Here is a 14,040-nt window from a genome sequence, read left to right as displayed (position 1 = left end):
CCGGTCCCGCCCGCCCCGGCGGGCCGGACCACCGGACCGCCCCCACGCGGTCCGGTGCGCCGGTCCCGGCCGGCGGGTGGCTCAGAGGCCGTTGTCGCTGATCACCTGCCGGTACCAGTGGGCGCTGCGCTTGGGGATGCGGCGCTGGGTGGCGTAGTCCACGTAGACCAGTCCCCAGCGCTGGTCGTAGCCCTCGGCCCACTCGAAGTTGTCCAGCAGCGACCAGACGTGGTAGCTCTCCAGCGGCACGCCGGCGGCGACCGCGCGGTGCGCGGCGGCGAAGTGGTCCCGCAGGAAGGCGATCCGGCCGGCGTCGTCGACGGTGCCGTCGGCGCCCAGGACGTCCGGGCAGGGCAGGCCGTTCTCGGTGACGGTGATCGGGACAGGGCCGTAGTCACGGGTGACCCGGGTCAGGATGTCGTACATCCCCTCGGGGTAGATCTGCTGCCACTCCGCCTCCGAGGTGGCCCAGCGCTGCACGGTGCCGCCGTCGGCGGTGACGTAGATCGGGGTGTAGTACTGCACGGCCAGCAGGTCGACCGGGCTGGAAATGATCTCCAGGTCGCCGTCGGCGATGCCCCGGACCAGCCGGCTGTCCCCGCCGAGGTCGGCCAGCACGTCGGCCGGGTACGCGCCGGTGAGCACGGAGTCCAGGTACAGCCGGTTCTCGTAGCCGTCGTAGAGCCGGGTCGCGGCCGCCGCGGCCGGGGTGTCGTCGGCCGGGTAGCACGGGTGCAGGTTGAACGCGGGCCCGATGCGTGCGGTGGAGCCGGTGGCGCGCAGGGCGCGCACCGCCAGCCCGTGCGCGAGCTGGAGGTGGTGGGCGACCAGGTACGCGGCGTCCGGATCCCGCCGGCCCGGGGCGTGGTGGCCCCAGAGGTAGCCGTTCTGCACCACGGTCTTCGGCTCGTTGACGGTCAGCCACACCGGCACCTGGTCACCCAGGCCCCGGAACACGGCGTCGGCGTAGTCGGCGAAGCGGTACGCGGTGTCCCGGTTCTCCCAGCCGCCGGCGTCCTGCAACGCCTGGGGCAGGTCCCAGTGGAAGAGGGTGACCATGGGCGCGATGCCGCGCTCGTGCAGGCCGTCGACGAGCCGGCGGTAGAAGTCGAGGCCGCGCTGGTTGGGTCGGCCGGTGCCGTCGGCCTGGATGCGGGGCCAGGAGACGGAGAACCGGTAGCTGCGCAGGCCGAGGTCGCGCATCAGGTCCAGGTCCTCGGACCAGCGGTGGTAGTGGTCCGCGGCCACGTCGCCGGTGTCGCCGTTGCGGGTCCGCCCCGGAGTACGGCTGAAGGTGTCCCAGATCGACTCGCCGCGCCCGTCCTCCTTGGCGGCGCCCTCGATCTGGTAGGCCGAGGTGGCCGCGCCCCAGCCGAAGTCGCGTGGGAAGCGCAGGGTGCCCGCGCCGGGGGTGGCGGTCGGGTTCCTGTCCGGCGGGGTGTCGCAGCCGGCCGTCACGGCGGCGGTCGCGGCGGCCGCGCCGGCCACGGCGGCCCCGACCGGGGAGAGCCCGGCGGTGGCGGAGAGCGCGGCGCGGTGCAGCAGTCGCCGTCGGGTGAGCATCGACATCGGTGTTTCTCCTCAGGGTGCGGGCCACCCCGACGGCCGGGAGCGCTCCCAGCACCGGCATGCGGCGTTCCGGCCGCCTCGGGGGCGGACCGCCAGCCTAGAGGGCCGCGCGGAGGCGGCCGGGATGGGGGAAGTGAGATGTGACGGGCGCCGTCGGTCGTCCGACGCGCCGGGCGGGGCGCAGATAGCGAGCGAGGCCGATCGGGCGGCGTACGCGCCTGTCCCGTCGGCCTCTTTTCCCGTCGACTACCGGGGTTTAGTGTGGGGACGGGGGAGGGCAACCCCCGTCCCCACCTTGGTGCACACACGCACGAGTCGAATTGGCGTCCGCCGTGCGTGTCGCGCGGGAGCCGGGCCACGCGAGTGGCTCTGGTTCCACCTCCCTCCGTCACTGGCGGGTGTCGGCTGGCGACGGTGTCCGGGCTGGCCCGTCGTCAGCCTCTTGGCTTGCGCCGCGGCCGGGCGACCACGGTCGTCGAACAATTGCATCCCCGTCGATGGAAGCGCTCCCATCGACGATGCAGCGACTGTAACGCCCGTCACGGGTTTGTGAAAGCCCCAAAACGAGATCGAAACATCGATCGCCGTCCCACCTGCGTGTTGTCGTGGGAGCGCTTCCATGGCAGACTGTCGAATCGACGCAACGGAGCCAGCTCGCGTGAGCGTGGGTCGCCGAGGGCATCCGGATCTCCGGACGGCACCCCGAGGAACCGCCGCCGCCCCAGGGGGGCAGACCGGCGCAGTTCCGCACCGACCACCTTCCCCGGGCGCCTCCGTCCCCCCGCGTTCCCTGCTCGCGTGGAGGCGCCTCGCCGGCGGCCCCGTCAGGCTCCGGCCCTCCTCCAAGGAGACACCGCGCACATGAGACTCTGGGCAAGACGTCGCCGGACGGCGATGTTCGCCGCCACCGCGCTGGCCATCGGCGGGGTGACCCTGCCGGCCGGCGCCGCGCAGGCCGCCCCCGCCTGCGACGTGGTCTACGCGACCAACGACTGGAACACCGGCTTCACCGCCAACGTCACCGTCAAAAACCTGGGCGACGCGCTCACCGGCTGGACGCTCAAGTTCTCCTTCCCGAACAGCTCCCAGCGCGTCACCCAGGGCTGGTCGGCGAAATGGAGCCAGACCGGCAGCGAGGTCACCTCGACCAACGAGTCGTGGAACGGCAACCTCGGCACCGGCGCGTCGACCACCATCGGGTTCAACGGCGCGTACTCCGGCAGCAACCCGAAGCCCACCGCCTTCACCCTCAACGGGATCGCCTGCAACGGCACCCCGGCCAACCAGCCGCCGACGGTGTCGCTGGGGCTGCCGACCGGGCCGTTCGAGGCGCCGGCCGACGTACCGCTCACCGCCACCGCCAGCGACCCGGACGGGACGATCGCCAAGGTTGAGTTCTACCGCAACGGCCTGCTGGTCAACACCGACACCACCGCCCCGTACGGCTACACGCTGGAGGACCTGCCGGCCGGCAGTTACACCGCGCAGGCCAAGGCGTACGACAACGCCAACGGCGTCGCGGTGGCGGAGAAGGCGTTCACCGTCAACCCCGCCTCCGGTCCGGTGCTGGTGGCCACCCCGTCGGCGGTCAGCGTGACCGAGGGCGGCACCGGCACGGTCAACCTGAAGCTCAGCGCCGCGCCCAGCGCCAACGTGCCGGTGACCCTCACCCGCACCGGCGACACCGACGTCACGGTGACCCCGGCGACCGTCACGCTCACCCCGGCCAACTGGAACACCGGGGTGACGGCCACCGTCGCCGCGGCCGAGGACGCGGACACCCTGGGCGGCACCGCCACCGTCACGGCCTCGGCCACCGGCTTCGCGCCGCTGGCGATCGCCGTCACGGAGATCGACAACGACACCCCGGGCGGCGACAACGCCTACATCAAGCGGTTCCTCGACCAGTACGGCAAGATCAAGAACTCCGGGTACTTCAGCCCGGAGAACGTGCCGTACCACTCGGTGGAGACGCTGATCGTCGAGGCGCCCGACCACGGCCACGAGACCACCTCGGAGGCGTTCAGCTTCTGGCTCTGGCTGGAGGCGCAGTACGGCCGGGTCACCCAGAACTGGGCCCCGTTCAACAACGCCTGGACCGTCATGGAGAAATATATAATTCCGAATCATTCGGACCAGCCCACCGCCGGCGCGGCGGGCACCGCCCAGTACGCCGCCGAGTACAACCTGCCCAACCAGTACCCGTCGCAGCTGCAGCCCTCCGTCGCGGTCGGCCAGGACCCGCTCCGCTCGGAACTGCAGAGCACCCACGGCACCGGTGACATCTACGGCATGCACTGGCTGCTGGACGTCGACAACACCTACGGCTTCGGCCGCTGCGGCGACGGCACCACCCGGCCGGCGTACATCAACACCTTCCAGCGGGGCACCCAGGAGTCGGTGTGGGAGACCATTCCGCAGCCCTCCTGCGACACCTTCGCCCACGGCGGGCAGTACGGCTACCTGGACCTGTTCGTCAAGGAGGGCAGCGCCCCCGCGAAGCAGTGGAAGTACACCAACGCCCCGGACGCCGACGCCCGCGCCGTGCAGGCCGCGTACTGGGCGCTGACCTGGGCCAAGGCCCAGGGCCGGGAGGCCGACGTCGCGGCCACCGTGGCGAAGGCCGCCAAAATGGGTGACTACCTGCGCTACGCGATGTTCGACAAGTACTTCAAGAAGATCGGCAACTGCGTCGGGGCCAGCACCTGCCCGGCCGGTAGCGGCCGGGACTCGGCGCACTACCTGATGTCCTGGTACTACGCCTGGGGCGGCGCGTACGACCCCAGCCAGAACTGGTCCTGGCGGATCGGCTCCAGCCACAACCACTTCGGCTACCAGAACCCGTTCGCGGCCTGGGCGCTGACCAACGTGGCGGAGCTGAAGCCCAAGTCGCCGACCGCGGTCGCCGACTGGCAGAAGAGCTTCGACCGGCAGTTGGAGTTCTACACCTGGCTCCAGTCCGCCGAGGGTGGCATCGCCGGTGGCGCGACCAACAGCTGGGACGGCAGCTACGCCCAGCCGCCGGCCGGCACCGCCACCTTCTACGGCATGTACTACGACGTCGACCCGGTTTACAACGACCCGCCGTCCAACCAGTGGTTCGGCATGCAGGCCTGGTCGATGCAGCGGATCGCCGAGCTGTACCTGCAGACCGGCAACGCCAAGGCCAAGGCGCTGCTGGACAAGTGGGTCCCGTGGGCCATCGCCAACACCACGGTGGGCACCAACTGGTCGATCCCGTCCGACATGAAGTGGACCGGCCAGCCCAACAACTGGGACCCGGCCAACCCGCAGGCGAACACCAACCTGCACGTCGAGGTGACGGTGAAGGGCCAGGACGTCGGCGTCGCCGCCGCCTACGCCCGCACCCTGATCGCGTACGCGGCGAAGTCGGGCAACGTGTCGGCCAAGAACACCGCCAAGGGGCTGCTGGACGCCCTCCACGCGGCCAGCGACGCCAAGGGCGTCTCCACCACCGAGAAGCGCGGCGACTACCGGCGCTTCGACGACGTCTACACCGCCGCCGACGGACAGGGCCTCTACGTCCCGTCCGGCTGGACCGGGAAGATGCCCAACGGCGACGCCATCGCCGCCGGCAAGAGCTTCCTGGACATCCGGTCGTTCTACAAGAACGACCCCGACTGGCCGAAGGTGCAGGCCTACCTCAACGGTGGCGCCGAGCCGGCCTTCAACTACCACCGGTTCTGGGCCCAGGCCGACGTCGCCATGGCGTACGCCGACTACGGCAACCTGTTCCCGAACGGGTGAGGTGACCCTCCCGGGTGGGTGGCGCGGCGCCACCCACCCGGGGGCCGACCGGGCCCGGGGGAGCGGACCGCCCGGTCGGCGGGCGGCCCGACTCCCACGGTCGGGCCGGGGGTGGGTCGACGGTTCGGTCGACGCAGCGGATCGGGCGACCCACCCCACCGCCCGCCGCGGCGTGCGTCGGGGAAAAGCCGCGAAAAAAGAGGGCGTCGCGGGATCACACGACGCCGTGCGACGGAGTACCGTGTTTCTCGGAGAGGCCGCTCCCCCCGTGGCGGCCTCTCCCTTAATTTTCCCCGGTTCAGCTTCCGTCCGGGGTGATCGGGTGCCGCAGCCCCGGGTGGCCGGCCGGCAGCGACCGCCGGATGAGCACCCAGCTCACCGTCAGCGCCGCCGCCACCAGCGGCCAGGTCAGCGCCGCCCGGGCCACCGTCAGCGCGACCACCTGACCGCCGAGGTACAACGGCAGGAACACCGCCACCCGCAACGCGTACGTCGCCGCCCAGACCCAGCTGCCCCGCGAGTACGCCCGCAGCAGCGCCCGGTCCCGCCGCCACCGGTCCCGCTGCCGCAGCGCCACCCCGACCACCACCCCGAGCAGCGGCCAGCGCACCACGATGCTGACCACCCAGACCAGCGCGCTGGCCGCGTTGGAGAAGAGCTGCACCAGGAAGAAGTCGGCCGCCCGTCCGGTGTAGAGCGCGATCAACGCGGCGACGCAGACGGCGAGCAGCCCGACCAGCACCGACCTGGGCCGGTCGCCCCGGCGCAGCCGCCACCCGGCCACCGCCGTGCCGACCAGCACGGCCGCCGCCACCCCGCCGGCGATGGACCGCCCGGTCAGCAGCCAGCCGAGGGTGAACGCCACCGGCGGCAGGGTCGCGTCCACCGCACCGCGCCGCCCGCCCAGCAGGTCCGCCAGCGACTCCGGCCGCTCCGCGACCGCCGGCTCCCGTTCCGCCGTACCGCCCACCGTCACCTCCCGTGGTCCGGCCCCAACCTAGCCGGGACGCACCGGTGTCCCGCCGAGCGACCTGCCGGGAGTGCCGCTACGGTGTGCGGGTGCGCGCGACGGCAAGGGGTTGGACCGCGGTCTGGTTGGTCGTACTGGCTCTGGTCCAGGCGGCCGCTCTCATGGTGCTGTGGCGCTTCGCCGTGCACACCGGGACCGGCCAGTGGCTGGACACGGTCGCGTTGACCGGCAACCAGATCGGCCAGGACCGCATCGATGGGCCGGTCAACCGGATCCTCAACGCGATGTCGGTGGTGTCGCTGCTCGCCGCCACCGCCGTGATCGGCTTCATCGCGCTGATCCGTGGCCGCAAGGCGCTCGCCGTCGCGGCCACCCTGCTGATCGCGGGCGCGAACGTCAGCACCCAACTGCTCAAGTACGTCCTCGACCGGCCGGCGCTGGGCATCGACCCGGAACGGGACGCCGCCGGCAACAGCCTGCCCAGCGGGCACGCCACCATCGCCGCCTCGGTGGCGCTGGCGCTGATCCTGGTGCTGCCGCCCAAGGCGCGCCCGCTCGCGGCGTTCCTCGGCGTCGCGTACGCCGCCATCGCCGGCGTGGCCACCCTCTCCGCCGGCTGGCACCGGCCCAGCGACGCCGTGGCGGCGTTCCTCGTGGTCGGCGTCTGGGCCGCGCTGGCCGGGCTGTTCCTGCTGGTCTTCCAACGCGAGCAGGCGCAGGTCTCCGCCGAGGACGCCCACCGGCTCGCCGCGGCCCTGCTCGGGCTGGGCGGCCTGGCGGCCGTCGTCGCCAGCGGCCTGGCCCTGTCCTGGCTGCTCGACCAGCAGCAGGTGCCGGCCGACGAGCTGAGCCGCCGCCCGCTCTTCATCGGGTACGCGGGCAGCGCCGCCGGCATCGCCGGCACGATGGCGGTGGCGGCCGCGCTGGTGCTGCTCCCGATGCACCGCCTGGTGCCCCGCTACAAGGGCTGATCAGCGCCGGTACGTCCCGACCATGGTGCCGCTGGCCAGCTCCCGGCCGGCCAGTGCCGCGTGCACGTCGGCGGCCTGCGGGGCGCCGGCCAGGTCGACGGGGCGTTCCAGGGCGTACAGCCGGAAGAAGTAGCGGTGTGCCTCGTCGGCCTGCGGCGGGTGCGGCCCACCCCACCCGGTGGTGCCGAAGCCGTTGGGCCACTCCCGGCCGCCCTCGGGGACCATGCCCTCCCCGACCCCGCCGGACGTCGGGGAGATCCCGGTGACCAGCCAGTGCAGGAACGGACTCCGCCCGGCGTCCGGGTCCTCGACCAGCAGCAGCAGCTCGGTCGCGGATTCCGGCACGTCGGACCACTGCAACGGCGGTGACGCGTTCCCACCGTCTCGCGAGAACCGCCCCGGCAACTGGTCGTGGTCGTTGAACGCGGTGCTACGCAGCATGATGCCGGCCATCTGTCGCCCGCCCCCTCTCGTCGGCCCGGCGCGTACCCGCGACCGGCCGGCCGAAACCGACGTGGCAGGTTCAGCAACTGTTGGCAGGGTTAGTCTGCTTTAGCGCTCAGCAGTGGGCTATAATGGCGGTGTGAACTTGAAGGAGTGGGCGGCGGCGACCGGAATCTCGTACGCGACCGCGCGTCGGCGCTACGAGACCGGCACGTTGCCCGTTCCCACGTACCGGCTCGGCCGCCTGATCATGGTTGGGGAGCCTGTCACGTCCGCGGCCACCGGAGCTGGGCAGGTCGTGGTGTATGCCTGCGTCTCGTCCGCCGACCAGCGCGGCGACCTGGACCGGCAGGTGGCCCGGGTCGCAGCGTGGGCGACCGGGCGGCAGCTTGCAGTGTCCCGTGTGGTGACCGAGGTCGGCTCGGACCTCAACGGGCACCGCAAGAAGTTCCTCGCGCTGCTGTGCGACCCGGCCGTGCAGACGATCGTGGTCGAGCACCGCGATCGGTTCGCCCGCTTCGGGGCCGAGTATGTTGAGGCAGCGCTTGTCGGTCATGGCCGGCGCCTGTTGGTCGTGGACCCGGCCGAGGTGGACGACGACCTGGTGCGCGACGTGACGGAGATCCTGACATCGTTGTGCGCCCGCCTTTACGGCCGCCGCGCCGCCGCGAACCGTGCCCGCCGGGCAGTCGAAGCCGCCACAGGGGACGACCCGGGGTGAAGACGATCCAGGCATACCGGTTCGCGCTCGACCTCACGCCCGGCCAGGAACGTGCCGTCCTGGCGCACGCCGGGGCGGCACGTGTCGCCCACAACTGGGCACTGGCACGGGTCAAGGCCGTGATGGATCAGCGGGCGGCCGAGCGTTCCTACGGGATCTCGGATGATGATCTGATCCCCGCCGTGTCGTGGTCGCTGCCCGCGTTGCGTAAGGCGTGGAACGCAGCCAAGTCCGAGGTGGCGCCGTGGTGGGCCGAGTGCTCGAAGGAGGCGTTCAACACTGGCCTGGACGCCCTTGCCGCGGGTTGAAGAACTGGTCCGACTCCCGCTCGGGTAAGCGGGCCGGGAAGCCGGTCGGGTTCCCCCGGTTCAAGTCGCGCCGCAGGTCGACGCCGTCTGTGCGGTTTACCACTGGCGCGATCCGGGTCGAGCCGGGCCGCAAGCACGTCGTGTTGCCCCGGCTGGGCCGGTTGAAGCTGCACGAGTCGGCCCGCAAGCTCGCGCGCCGTCTCGACACGGGCACTGCCCGGATCATGTCCGCCACTGTGCGGCGCGACGGCGGACGCTGGCACGTCGCATTCACGGTGGAGATAGAGCGAGCGCAACGCCGCCCGGCCCGGCCCGGGTCGGTGGTGGGTGTGGACGTCGGCGTCAAGCACCTCGCCGTCCTGTCCACCGGGCAGCTCGAACCGAACCCCCGACACCTCGACCAGGCGCAGCGCAGGCTGCGTGCGCTCGGCCGGAGCGTGTCGCGCAAGGTTGGTCCGCACCGGCGCACCGGGCGCCGGCCGTCGAACCGGTGGCAGCGCGGCCAAGCCCGGCTCGGCCGGGCTCACGCCCGGGTGGCGAACCTACGCCGCGACGGCTTGCACAAGCTCACCACCCGGCTAGCTCGCGAGCACGGCACGATCGTGGTCGAAGACCTCAATGTCATAGGCATGCTCGCCAACCGGCGCCTGGCCCGACGCATCGCCGACGCCGGATTCGCCGAGCTGCGCCGGCAACTGACGTACAAGACCCAGTGGAACGGTGGCCGACTGATCGTGGCCGACCGCTGGTATCCGTCCTCCAAGACCTGCTCGGGCTGCGGCGCGGTGAAAACCAAGCTGGCCCTGTCCGAGCGTGAGTACGAGTGTGAGGTGTGCGGCCTGGTCCTCGACCGGGACCACAACGCCGCCCTGAACCTGGCCGCTCTGGCGGCTGAGTTCGACACCGCCGGGAGTGGCCCGGTGGCTGGACGTGGAGCCGACCGTAAGACCCGCTCTGGCGGGCCGGTGGCTGTGAAGCGTCAACCCGGCACCGCGACCGCGGGTCAGACCGGGACCGCCCTACCGCAAGGTAGGACTGCCGATCACGTGCGCGCTAGAGCGCACTGAAAGGTAACGGTACGAGCACGACGACGGCGCGCGCGGGAAAGGACCGGCCCGGTGCAGACGGTACGAACGGCGTTCCGGGACGAGTGCGCCCGGCTCGACGGGGTGCTGCGCACCCTGACCGAGGCGGACCTGGACCGCCCGACCCCCTGCCCACCCTGGGCCGTCCGCGACCTCGTCGCCCACGTCAGCACCGGCGCCGGCCGCCTGGTCGACATGCTCGCCGCGCCGGCCCCGCCCCGGGCGGAGGTGGACGCCGCCAGCTACTTCGGCGCGGCGAAGTTCACCCCGGAGGTCGACGCCGCGCGGGTCGACAGCGCCCGCCGGGAGGCCCGTCGACCGGCCGACGCGGCGGCGACGGCCGGGGCCTTCACCGCCGCCTGGCGGGGCACCGACTCCGCCGTCGCAGCGCAGCCCGCCGACCGGGTGGTCCGCACCCGGCACGGCGACGCGATGACCCTGTCCGACTTCCTGGTCACCCGGGTGGTGGAGGTCGGCGTGCACGGCCTCGACCTGGCCCGGGCGCTGGACCGGCGGCCGTGGCTGACCCCGACCGCCGCCCGGGTGGTCGCCGACCTGCTCACCGGCGGCCGGCCCGTGCCGGCGCGGCTGGGCTGGGACCCACTCACCCTGATCCGCAAGACCACCGGGCGGCTGGCGCTCACAGAGGCCGAGCGCGCCGAGATCGCGGCGGCGGATTTCCGCTGGCTCTCCTTCGCCGGCTGACCCGTCCGCCGGCCGGCCGGGTCGCCGGCTCCGCGGCAGGCTCGCGCCCAGGGCGGTCGGTCGCCGCGCCGGCAGGGCAGGTGGGTCGCCTGCCGGGCAGAGGAGCGGGTCGCCGTGCCCGGCAGGGCAGCGGCGTGCCGGGCAGGGCAGCGGGTCGCCGTGGACCGGTCAGTCGCCGATGCGGGGCGCGGGGACCGCGGCGACCGTGCGGCGCAGATGCGCCAGGACGATCGGGTCGATGTGCCCCGGCACCAGCCGTTCCTCGAGGTTCTCCCAGCCCGCCCAGGAAGCGAGCGCCTCCTCCAGCGCGACCGTGGCGGGCGCCGCGGCGCCCACCGGGTGGACGGCGGCCGTCAGCCCGGCGCCGCCGACCGGGTGGCCGGCGGCGGCCAGCAGACCGGCCACCTCGTCGGCGAGCGGGCCGGCCAGCTCCAGCAGGGTGGCCGGGTCGGGCTTGCCGAAGAGCATGGTGTGGATGTCGAGCAGCCGGTGCAGCTCCCCGACCGGGTCGAGGTGGTCGTCCACCCGCAGGTCGACCAGGTTGTCACCGGTGCCCGCGTACCCACCGCCGCGCTCGACCACCAGGAGGGCCGCGCTCTGGCGACCGCGCCGGTCGCCCCCGGCCTGCTCACCGGCGCGCAGGGCGGCGAGCAGGCGCTGCGGGAACGGCAGCGCCTCCCCGGCCAGCCAACCGTCGCGCACCGCCTCGACGACCTGCGGGCCGGCCAGGATGTTGCCCTGGGCCGCCCAGCCGTCGCCGGCCAGGCCACCGGCCCAGCCGCCGCAGCGCGGGCCGGTCCAGGTGGCGCCGGGGCCGGTGGCGCCGACCACACCGAGCTGCCGGTCGTCCCGGCCCGGATCGGCGGCGACCAGTTGGGCGATCACGTCGGCGGCGGGGGCGCCCGCGCGCAGCAGCGCCAGCCCGTTCGGCCGGTAGGAGAGGTTGGCGTGGGCCTGGCTGGCGACCGCGCCCACCTCGGCCTCGGCCCCTGGCACCAGGGCGCCGGCGGCGAGGAACCTGCTGGCCACGGCGACGCCGTGCAGGCGGCCGTCGGCGGACCGGGCGACGAGGGAGAAGGTCACCGGTGAAGGTTAGCGTCGCCGTGGGGCACCGGGAGTCCCCGCCGAACGCGACGCGCTGGCGCCCGGGACCGGAGTGGCCCACAACACCGACCGGCGATGGCTCACGCCACCGACCGCAGTGGCCCACACCACCTTCTGGCCATTGGCCCGGTCCGACCGGGATGGCCCGGGCCGGTAGAGCAGATCTCGTGCGGGCACCGCCGTCCGTCCCGGCGGGCGCGCGGAACGCGTCGAGTGCCGCGGTGTTCCCGGCTCTTGTTCCCGGGCGGGCGAGCGGGCACGATCGACCGGATGACGAACCGATGGGGCATGACGGTGCCGCTGGGCGGCGTCCCCCTCGCCGACCACGCCGCGGTCTACGCGGCCCTCGACCGGGCCGGGTTCACCGACGTCTGGTCCTCGGAGGTCAACGGCGCCGACGCGTTCACCCCGCTCGCCCTCGCCGCCGCCTGGCAGCCGCGGCTGCGCCTCGGCACCGCGATCGCCCCGGTCTTCACCCGGGGGCCGGGGCTGCTGGCGATGAGCGCCGCCGCGCTCGCCGAGGCCGCCCCGGGGCGCTTCGCGCTCGGCATCGGCGCCTCCTCGCCGGTGCTGGTCGACGACTGGAACGCGATCCCGTTCACCGAGCCGTTCCGGCGTACCCGGGACGTGCTGCGCTTCCTCAGGACGGCGCTGCGCGGGGAGACGGTGGACGGAGCGTTCGACACCTTCGCCGTCCGCCGGTTCACCCTCGAACGCCCACCGGCGGTGCCGCCGCCGGTGCTGCTGGCCGCGCTGCGCCCCGGGATGCTCCGGCTGGCCGCCGCGGAGGCCGACGGGGTGATCCTCAACTGGCTCGCCGCCGACGACGTGCCGAAGACCCTCGCCGAGCTGGGCGGACGCGGCCCCGGCTTCGAGGTGGTCGCCCGGATCTTCGTCTGCCCCACCGAGGACGCCGGCTACGCCCGCGCCCTCGGCCGGCGGTTGATCACCAGCTACCTGACCGTGCCGGCGTACGCCGAGTTCCACCGCTGGCTGGGCCGGGAGAGCGCGCTGGGCCCGATGTGGACGGCCTGGGCCGCCGGGGACCGGCGGGGCGCCGGCGCGGCCGTCCCCGACGAGGTGGTCGACGCGCTGGTGCTGCACGGCTCGCCCGAGCGGTGCCGCGCCGAGGTGCGCCGCTACGCCGAGGCGGGGGTGGACGTGCCGGTGCTCGCGCTGCTGCCCACCCCGGAGCTGACGTCCGGCGGCGCCGCCGCGCTGGGCGACCTGATCGCCCGGCTCGGGCCGGCGGGGGAGGAGCGGGCGTGAACCTGACCGACCGGGTGGCGGTGATCACCGGAGCGGCCGGCGGCATCGGTTCGGCGCTGGCGCGCCGGTTCGCCGCCGAGGGCGCGGCGGCGCTGGTGCTGGCCGACCTGGACGCCACCGCCACCGGCGCGGTGGCCGAGCGCGTCGGCCCGATCGCCCGGGCCGTCGCCGTGGACGTCACCGACGAGGACCAGGTCCGCGAGCTGGTCGCCGACACCGAGCGACGGTACGGCCGGATCGACCTGTTCTGCGCCAACGCGGGCGTGGCCACCGGCGGGGGCGTGGCGGCGGCCGACGCGGACTGGGACCGGTCCTGGCGGGTCAACGTGCTGTCCCACGTGTACGCCGCCCGCGCGGTGCTGCCGGCGATGCTGGCCCGGGGCGAGGGCTACCTGCTGCACACCTGCTCGGCGGCCGGGGTGCTGACCGCCGTGGGCGACGCCCCGTACACCGCCACCAAGCACGCGGCCGTCGGGTTCGCCGAGTGGCTGGCGATCACCTACCGCGACCAGGGCATCCGGGTCAGCGCGCTCTGCCCACAGGGAGTGGACACGCCGATGCTCGCCGACGGGCTGGCCGCCGGCCACCTCGGCGCCCGGGTGATCGCGGCCTCCGGCGCGGTGCTCACCCCCGATCAGGTGGCCGACGCGGCCATCGCCGGGCTGGCCGAGGAGCGCTTCCTGATCCTGCCGCACCCCGAGGTCGCCGCGTACGCCCTGCGCCGCGCCCAGGACCCCGACGGCTGGCAGGCCGGCCTCCGCAAACTCGTCCGCCGCCTCCGCGCCTGACAGTCCCGTCGCCCCATTCCACGGGCTCGCTCGGTGATCAAGAAGTTTCCGTCTCGGCGGGCCGGTTTCCCGACGCAGACGTCTTGATCACCGCGGCCGGAGCCCGCGCTGGCCGTGCCCGGCTCGCCCCTGGGGGCGGGGGCGTTGGGTGGGGTCAGACATCCCAGGAGCTTGGATGTCAAGCAGCGGCGGGTTGGGTTCGGTGTGACCAGGCGGTTGTCTGGTCGTAGCGGGTGGCGGTCTTGAGGCAGCCGTGGAGGATGCCGACGAGGCGGTTGCCGATCTGCCGTAGTGCAGCGTTGTGTCCGATTTCGCGGGCGCGGAGTTCGTCGTAGTAG

At 73.5% G+C, this 14,040-nt stretch carries 12 protein-coding genes; 8 read left to right on the top strand and 4 right to left on the bottom strand.

Annotated elements, in window-relative coordinates; genetic code table 11:
- Positions 1 to 81 precede the first annotated feature (81 nt).
- Positions 82 to 1,569 (bottom strand): GH1 family beta-glucosidase, encoded by a 1,488-nt coding sequence (locus tag KBX37_RS14800; protein ID WP_210776476.1) that lies wholly within the window; start codon positions 1,567 to 1,569, stop codon positions 82 to 84.
- A gap of 861 nt (positions 1,570 to 2,430) precedes the next feature.
- Here KBX37_RS14800 and KBX37_RS14795 point away from each other — a divergent pair.
- Positions 2,431 to 5,337 (top strand): glycoside hydrolase family 48 protein, encoded by a 2,907-nt coding sequence (locus tag KBX37_RS14795; protein WP_210776475.1) that lies wholly within the window; start codon positions 2,431 to 2,433, stop codon positions 5,335 to 5,337.
- A 298-nt stretch (positions 5,338 to 5,635) separates the two neighbouring features.
- On the opposite strand, the gene KBX37_RS14790 is transcribed toward KBX37_RS14795, so the two are convergent.
- Positions 5,636 to 6,307, bottom strand: coding sequence for a DUF3159 domain-containing protein (locus KBX37_RS14790; RefSeq protein WP_210776474.1), 672 nt, complete (start codon positions 6,305 to 6,307; stop codon positions 5,636 to 5,638).
- A gap of 83 nt (positions 6,308 to 6,390) precedes the next feature.
- On the opposite strand from KBX37_RS14790, the gene KBX37_RS14785 reads away from it, so the two are divergent.
- Entirely contained in the window at positions 6,391 to 7,278 is an 888-nt protein-coding gene (locus KBX37_RS14785) for a phosphatase PAP2 family protein (protein WP_210776500.1), read from the top strand.
- On the opposite strand, the gene KBX37_RS14780 is transcribed toward KBX37_RS14785, so the two are convergent.
- Positions 7,279 to 7,719, bottom strand: a complete 441-nt coding sequence (locus tag KBX37_RS14780; protein ID WP_210776473.1) for a YbhB/YbcL family Raf kinase inhibitor-like protein — start codon at positions 7,717 to 7,719, stop codon at positions 7,279 to 7,281.
- 142 nt (positions 7,720 to 7,861) lie between these two features.
- Between KBX37_RS14780 and KBX37_RS14775 the strand changes: the two genes are divergently transcribed.
- The 4 genes from KBX37_RS14775 to KBX37_RS14760 are packed head-to-tail and all read left to right on the top strand — an operon-like array spanning position 7,862 to position 10,541.
- A complete protein-coding gene (locus tag KBX37_RS14775) occupies positions 7,862 to 8,443 on the top strand; it encodes an IS607 family transposase (RefSeq protein WP_210776499.1) in 582 nt (193 codons plus the stop codon).
- Complete coding sequence (locus KBX37_RS14770) at positions 8,440 to 8,751, top strand: helix-turn-helix domain-containing protein (RefSeq protein WP_210776472.1); 312 nt, start codon at positions 8,440 to 8,442, stop codon at positions 8,749 to 8,751. Before KBX37_RS14775 ends, KBX37_RS14770 begins: the two co-directional genes overlap by 4 nt.
- Positions 8,658 to 9,818 (top strand): IS607 family element RNA-guided endonuclease TnpB, encoded by a 1,161-nt coding sequence (gene tnpB, locus KBX37_RS14765; protein WP_307849078.1) that lies wholly within the window; start codon positions 8,658 to 8,660, stop codon positions 9,816 to 9,818. Before KBX37_RS14770 ends, tnpB begins: the two co-directional genes overlap by 94 nt.
- 51 nt (positions 9,819 to 9,869) lie before the next feature.
- On the top strand, positions 9,870 to 10,541 hold the full coding sequence (locus KBX37_RS14760) for a maleylpyruvate isomerase N-terminal domain-containing protein (RefSeq protein ID WP_210776470.1): 672 nt from the start codon (positions 9,870 to 9,872) through the stop codon (positions 10,539 to 10,541).
- Between the two features lie 168 nt (positions 10,542 to 10,709).
- On the opposite strand, the gene KBX37_RS14755 is transcribed toward KBX37_RS14760, so the two are convergent.
- A complete protein-coding gene (locus tag KBX37_RS14755; RefSeq protein WP_210776469.1) occupies positions 10,710 to 11,624 on the bottom strand; it encodes a DUF1028 domain-containing protein in 915 nt (304 codons plus the stop codon).
- A 309-nt stretch (positions 11,625 to 11,933) separates the two neighbouring features.
- On the opposite strand from KBX37_RS14755, the gene KBX37_RS14750 reads away from it, so the two are divergent.
- Positions 11,934 to 12,914, top strand: a complete 981-nt coding sequence (locus KBX37_RS14750; protein ID WP_210776498.1) for an LLM class F420-dependent oxidoreductase — start codon at positions 11,934 to 11,936, stop codon at positions 12,912 to 12,914.
- Positions 12,911 to 13,702 (top strand): SDR family oxidoreductase, encoded by a 792-nt coding sequence (locus KBX37_RS14745; RefSeq protein ID WP_210776468.1) that lies wholly within the window; start codon positions 12,911 to 12,913, stop codon positions 13,700 to 13,702. Before KBX37_RS14750 ends, KBX37_RS14745 begins: the two co-directional genes overlap by 4 nt.
- The last annotated feature ends 338 nt before the right edge of the window (positions 13,703 to 14,040 follow it).

Source organism: Micromonospora sp. U56, from assembly GCF_018070095.1.
Lineage (GTDB): Bacteria > Actinomycetota > Actinomycetes > Mycobacteriales > Micromonosporaceae > Micromonospora > Micromonospora purpureochromogenes.
This window is presented reverse-complemented; position numbering and strand designations above follow the sequence as displayed.

What these genes read in the sequence shown, in the direction of transcription:
- KBX37_RS14795 (WP_210776475.1), top strand. Translation starts at nt 2,431, where the DNA reads ATGAGACTCTGGGCAAGACGTCGCCGGACGGCGATGTTCGCCGCCACC.
- KBX37_RS14800 (WP_210776476.1), bottom strand. Translation starts at nt 1,569, where the DNA reads ATGTCGATGCTCACCCGACGGCGACTGCTGCACCGCGCCGCGCTCTCC.
- KBX37_RS14750 (WP_210776498.1), top strand. Translation starts at nt 11,934, where the DNA reads ATGACGGTGCCGCTGGGCGGCGTCCCCCTCGCCGACCACGCCGCGGTC.
- KBX37_RS14780 (WP_210776473.1), bottom strand. Translation starts at nt 7,719, where the DNA reads ATGCTGCGTAGCACCGCGTTCAACGACCACGACCAGTTGCCGGGGCGG.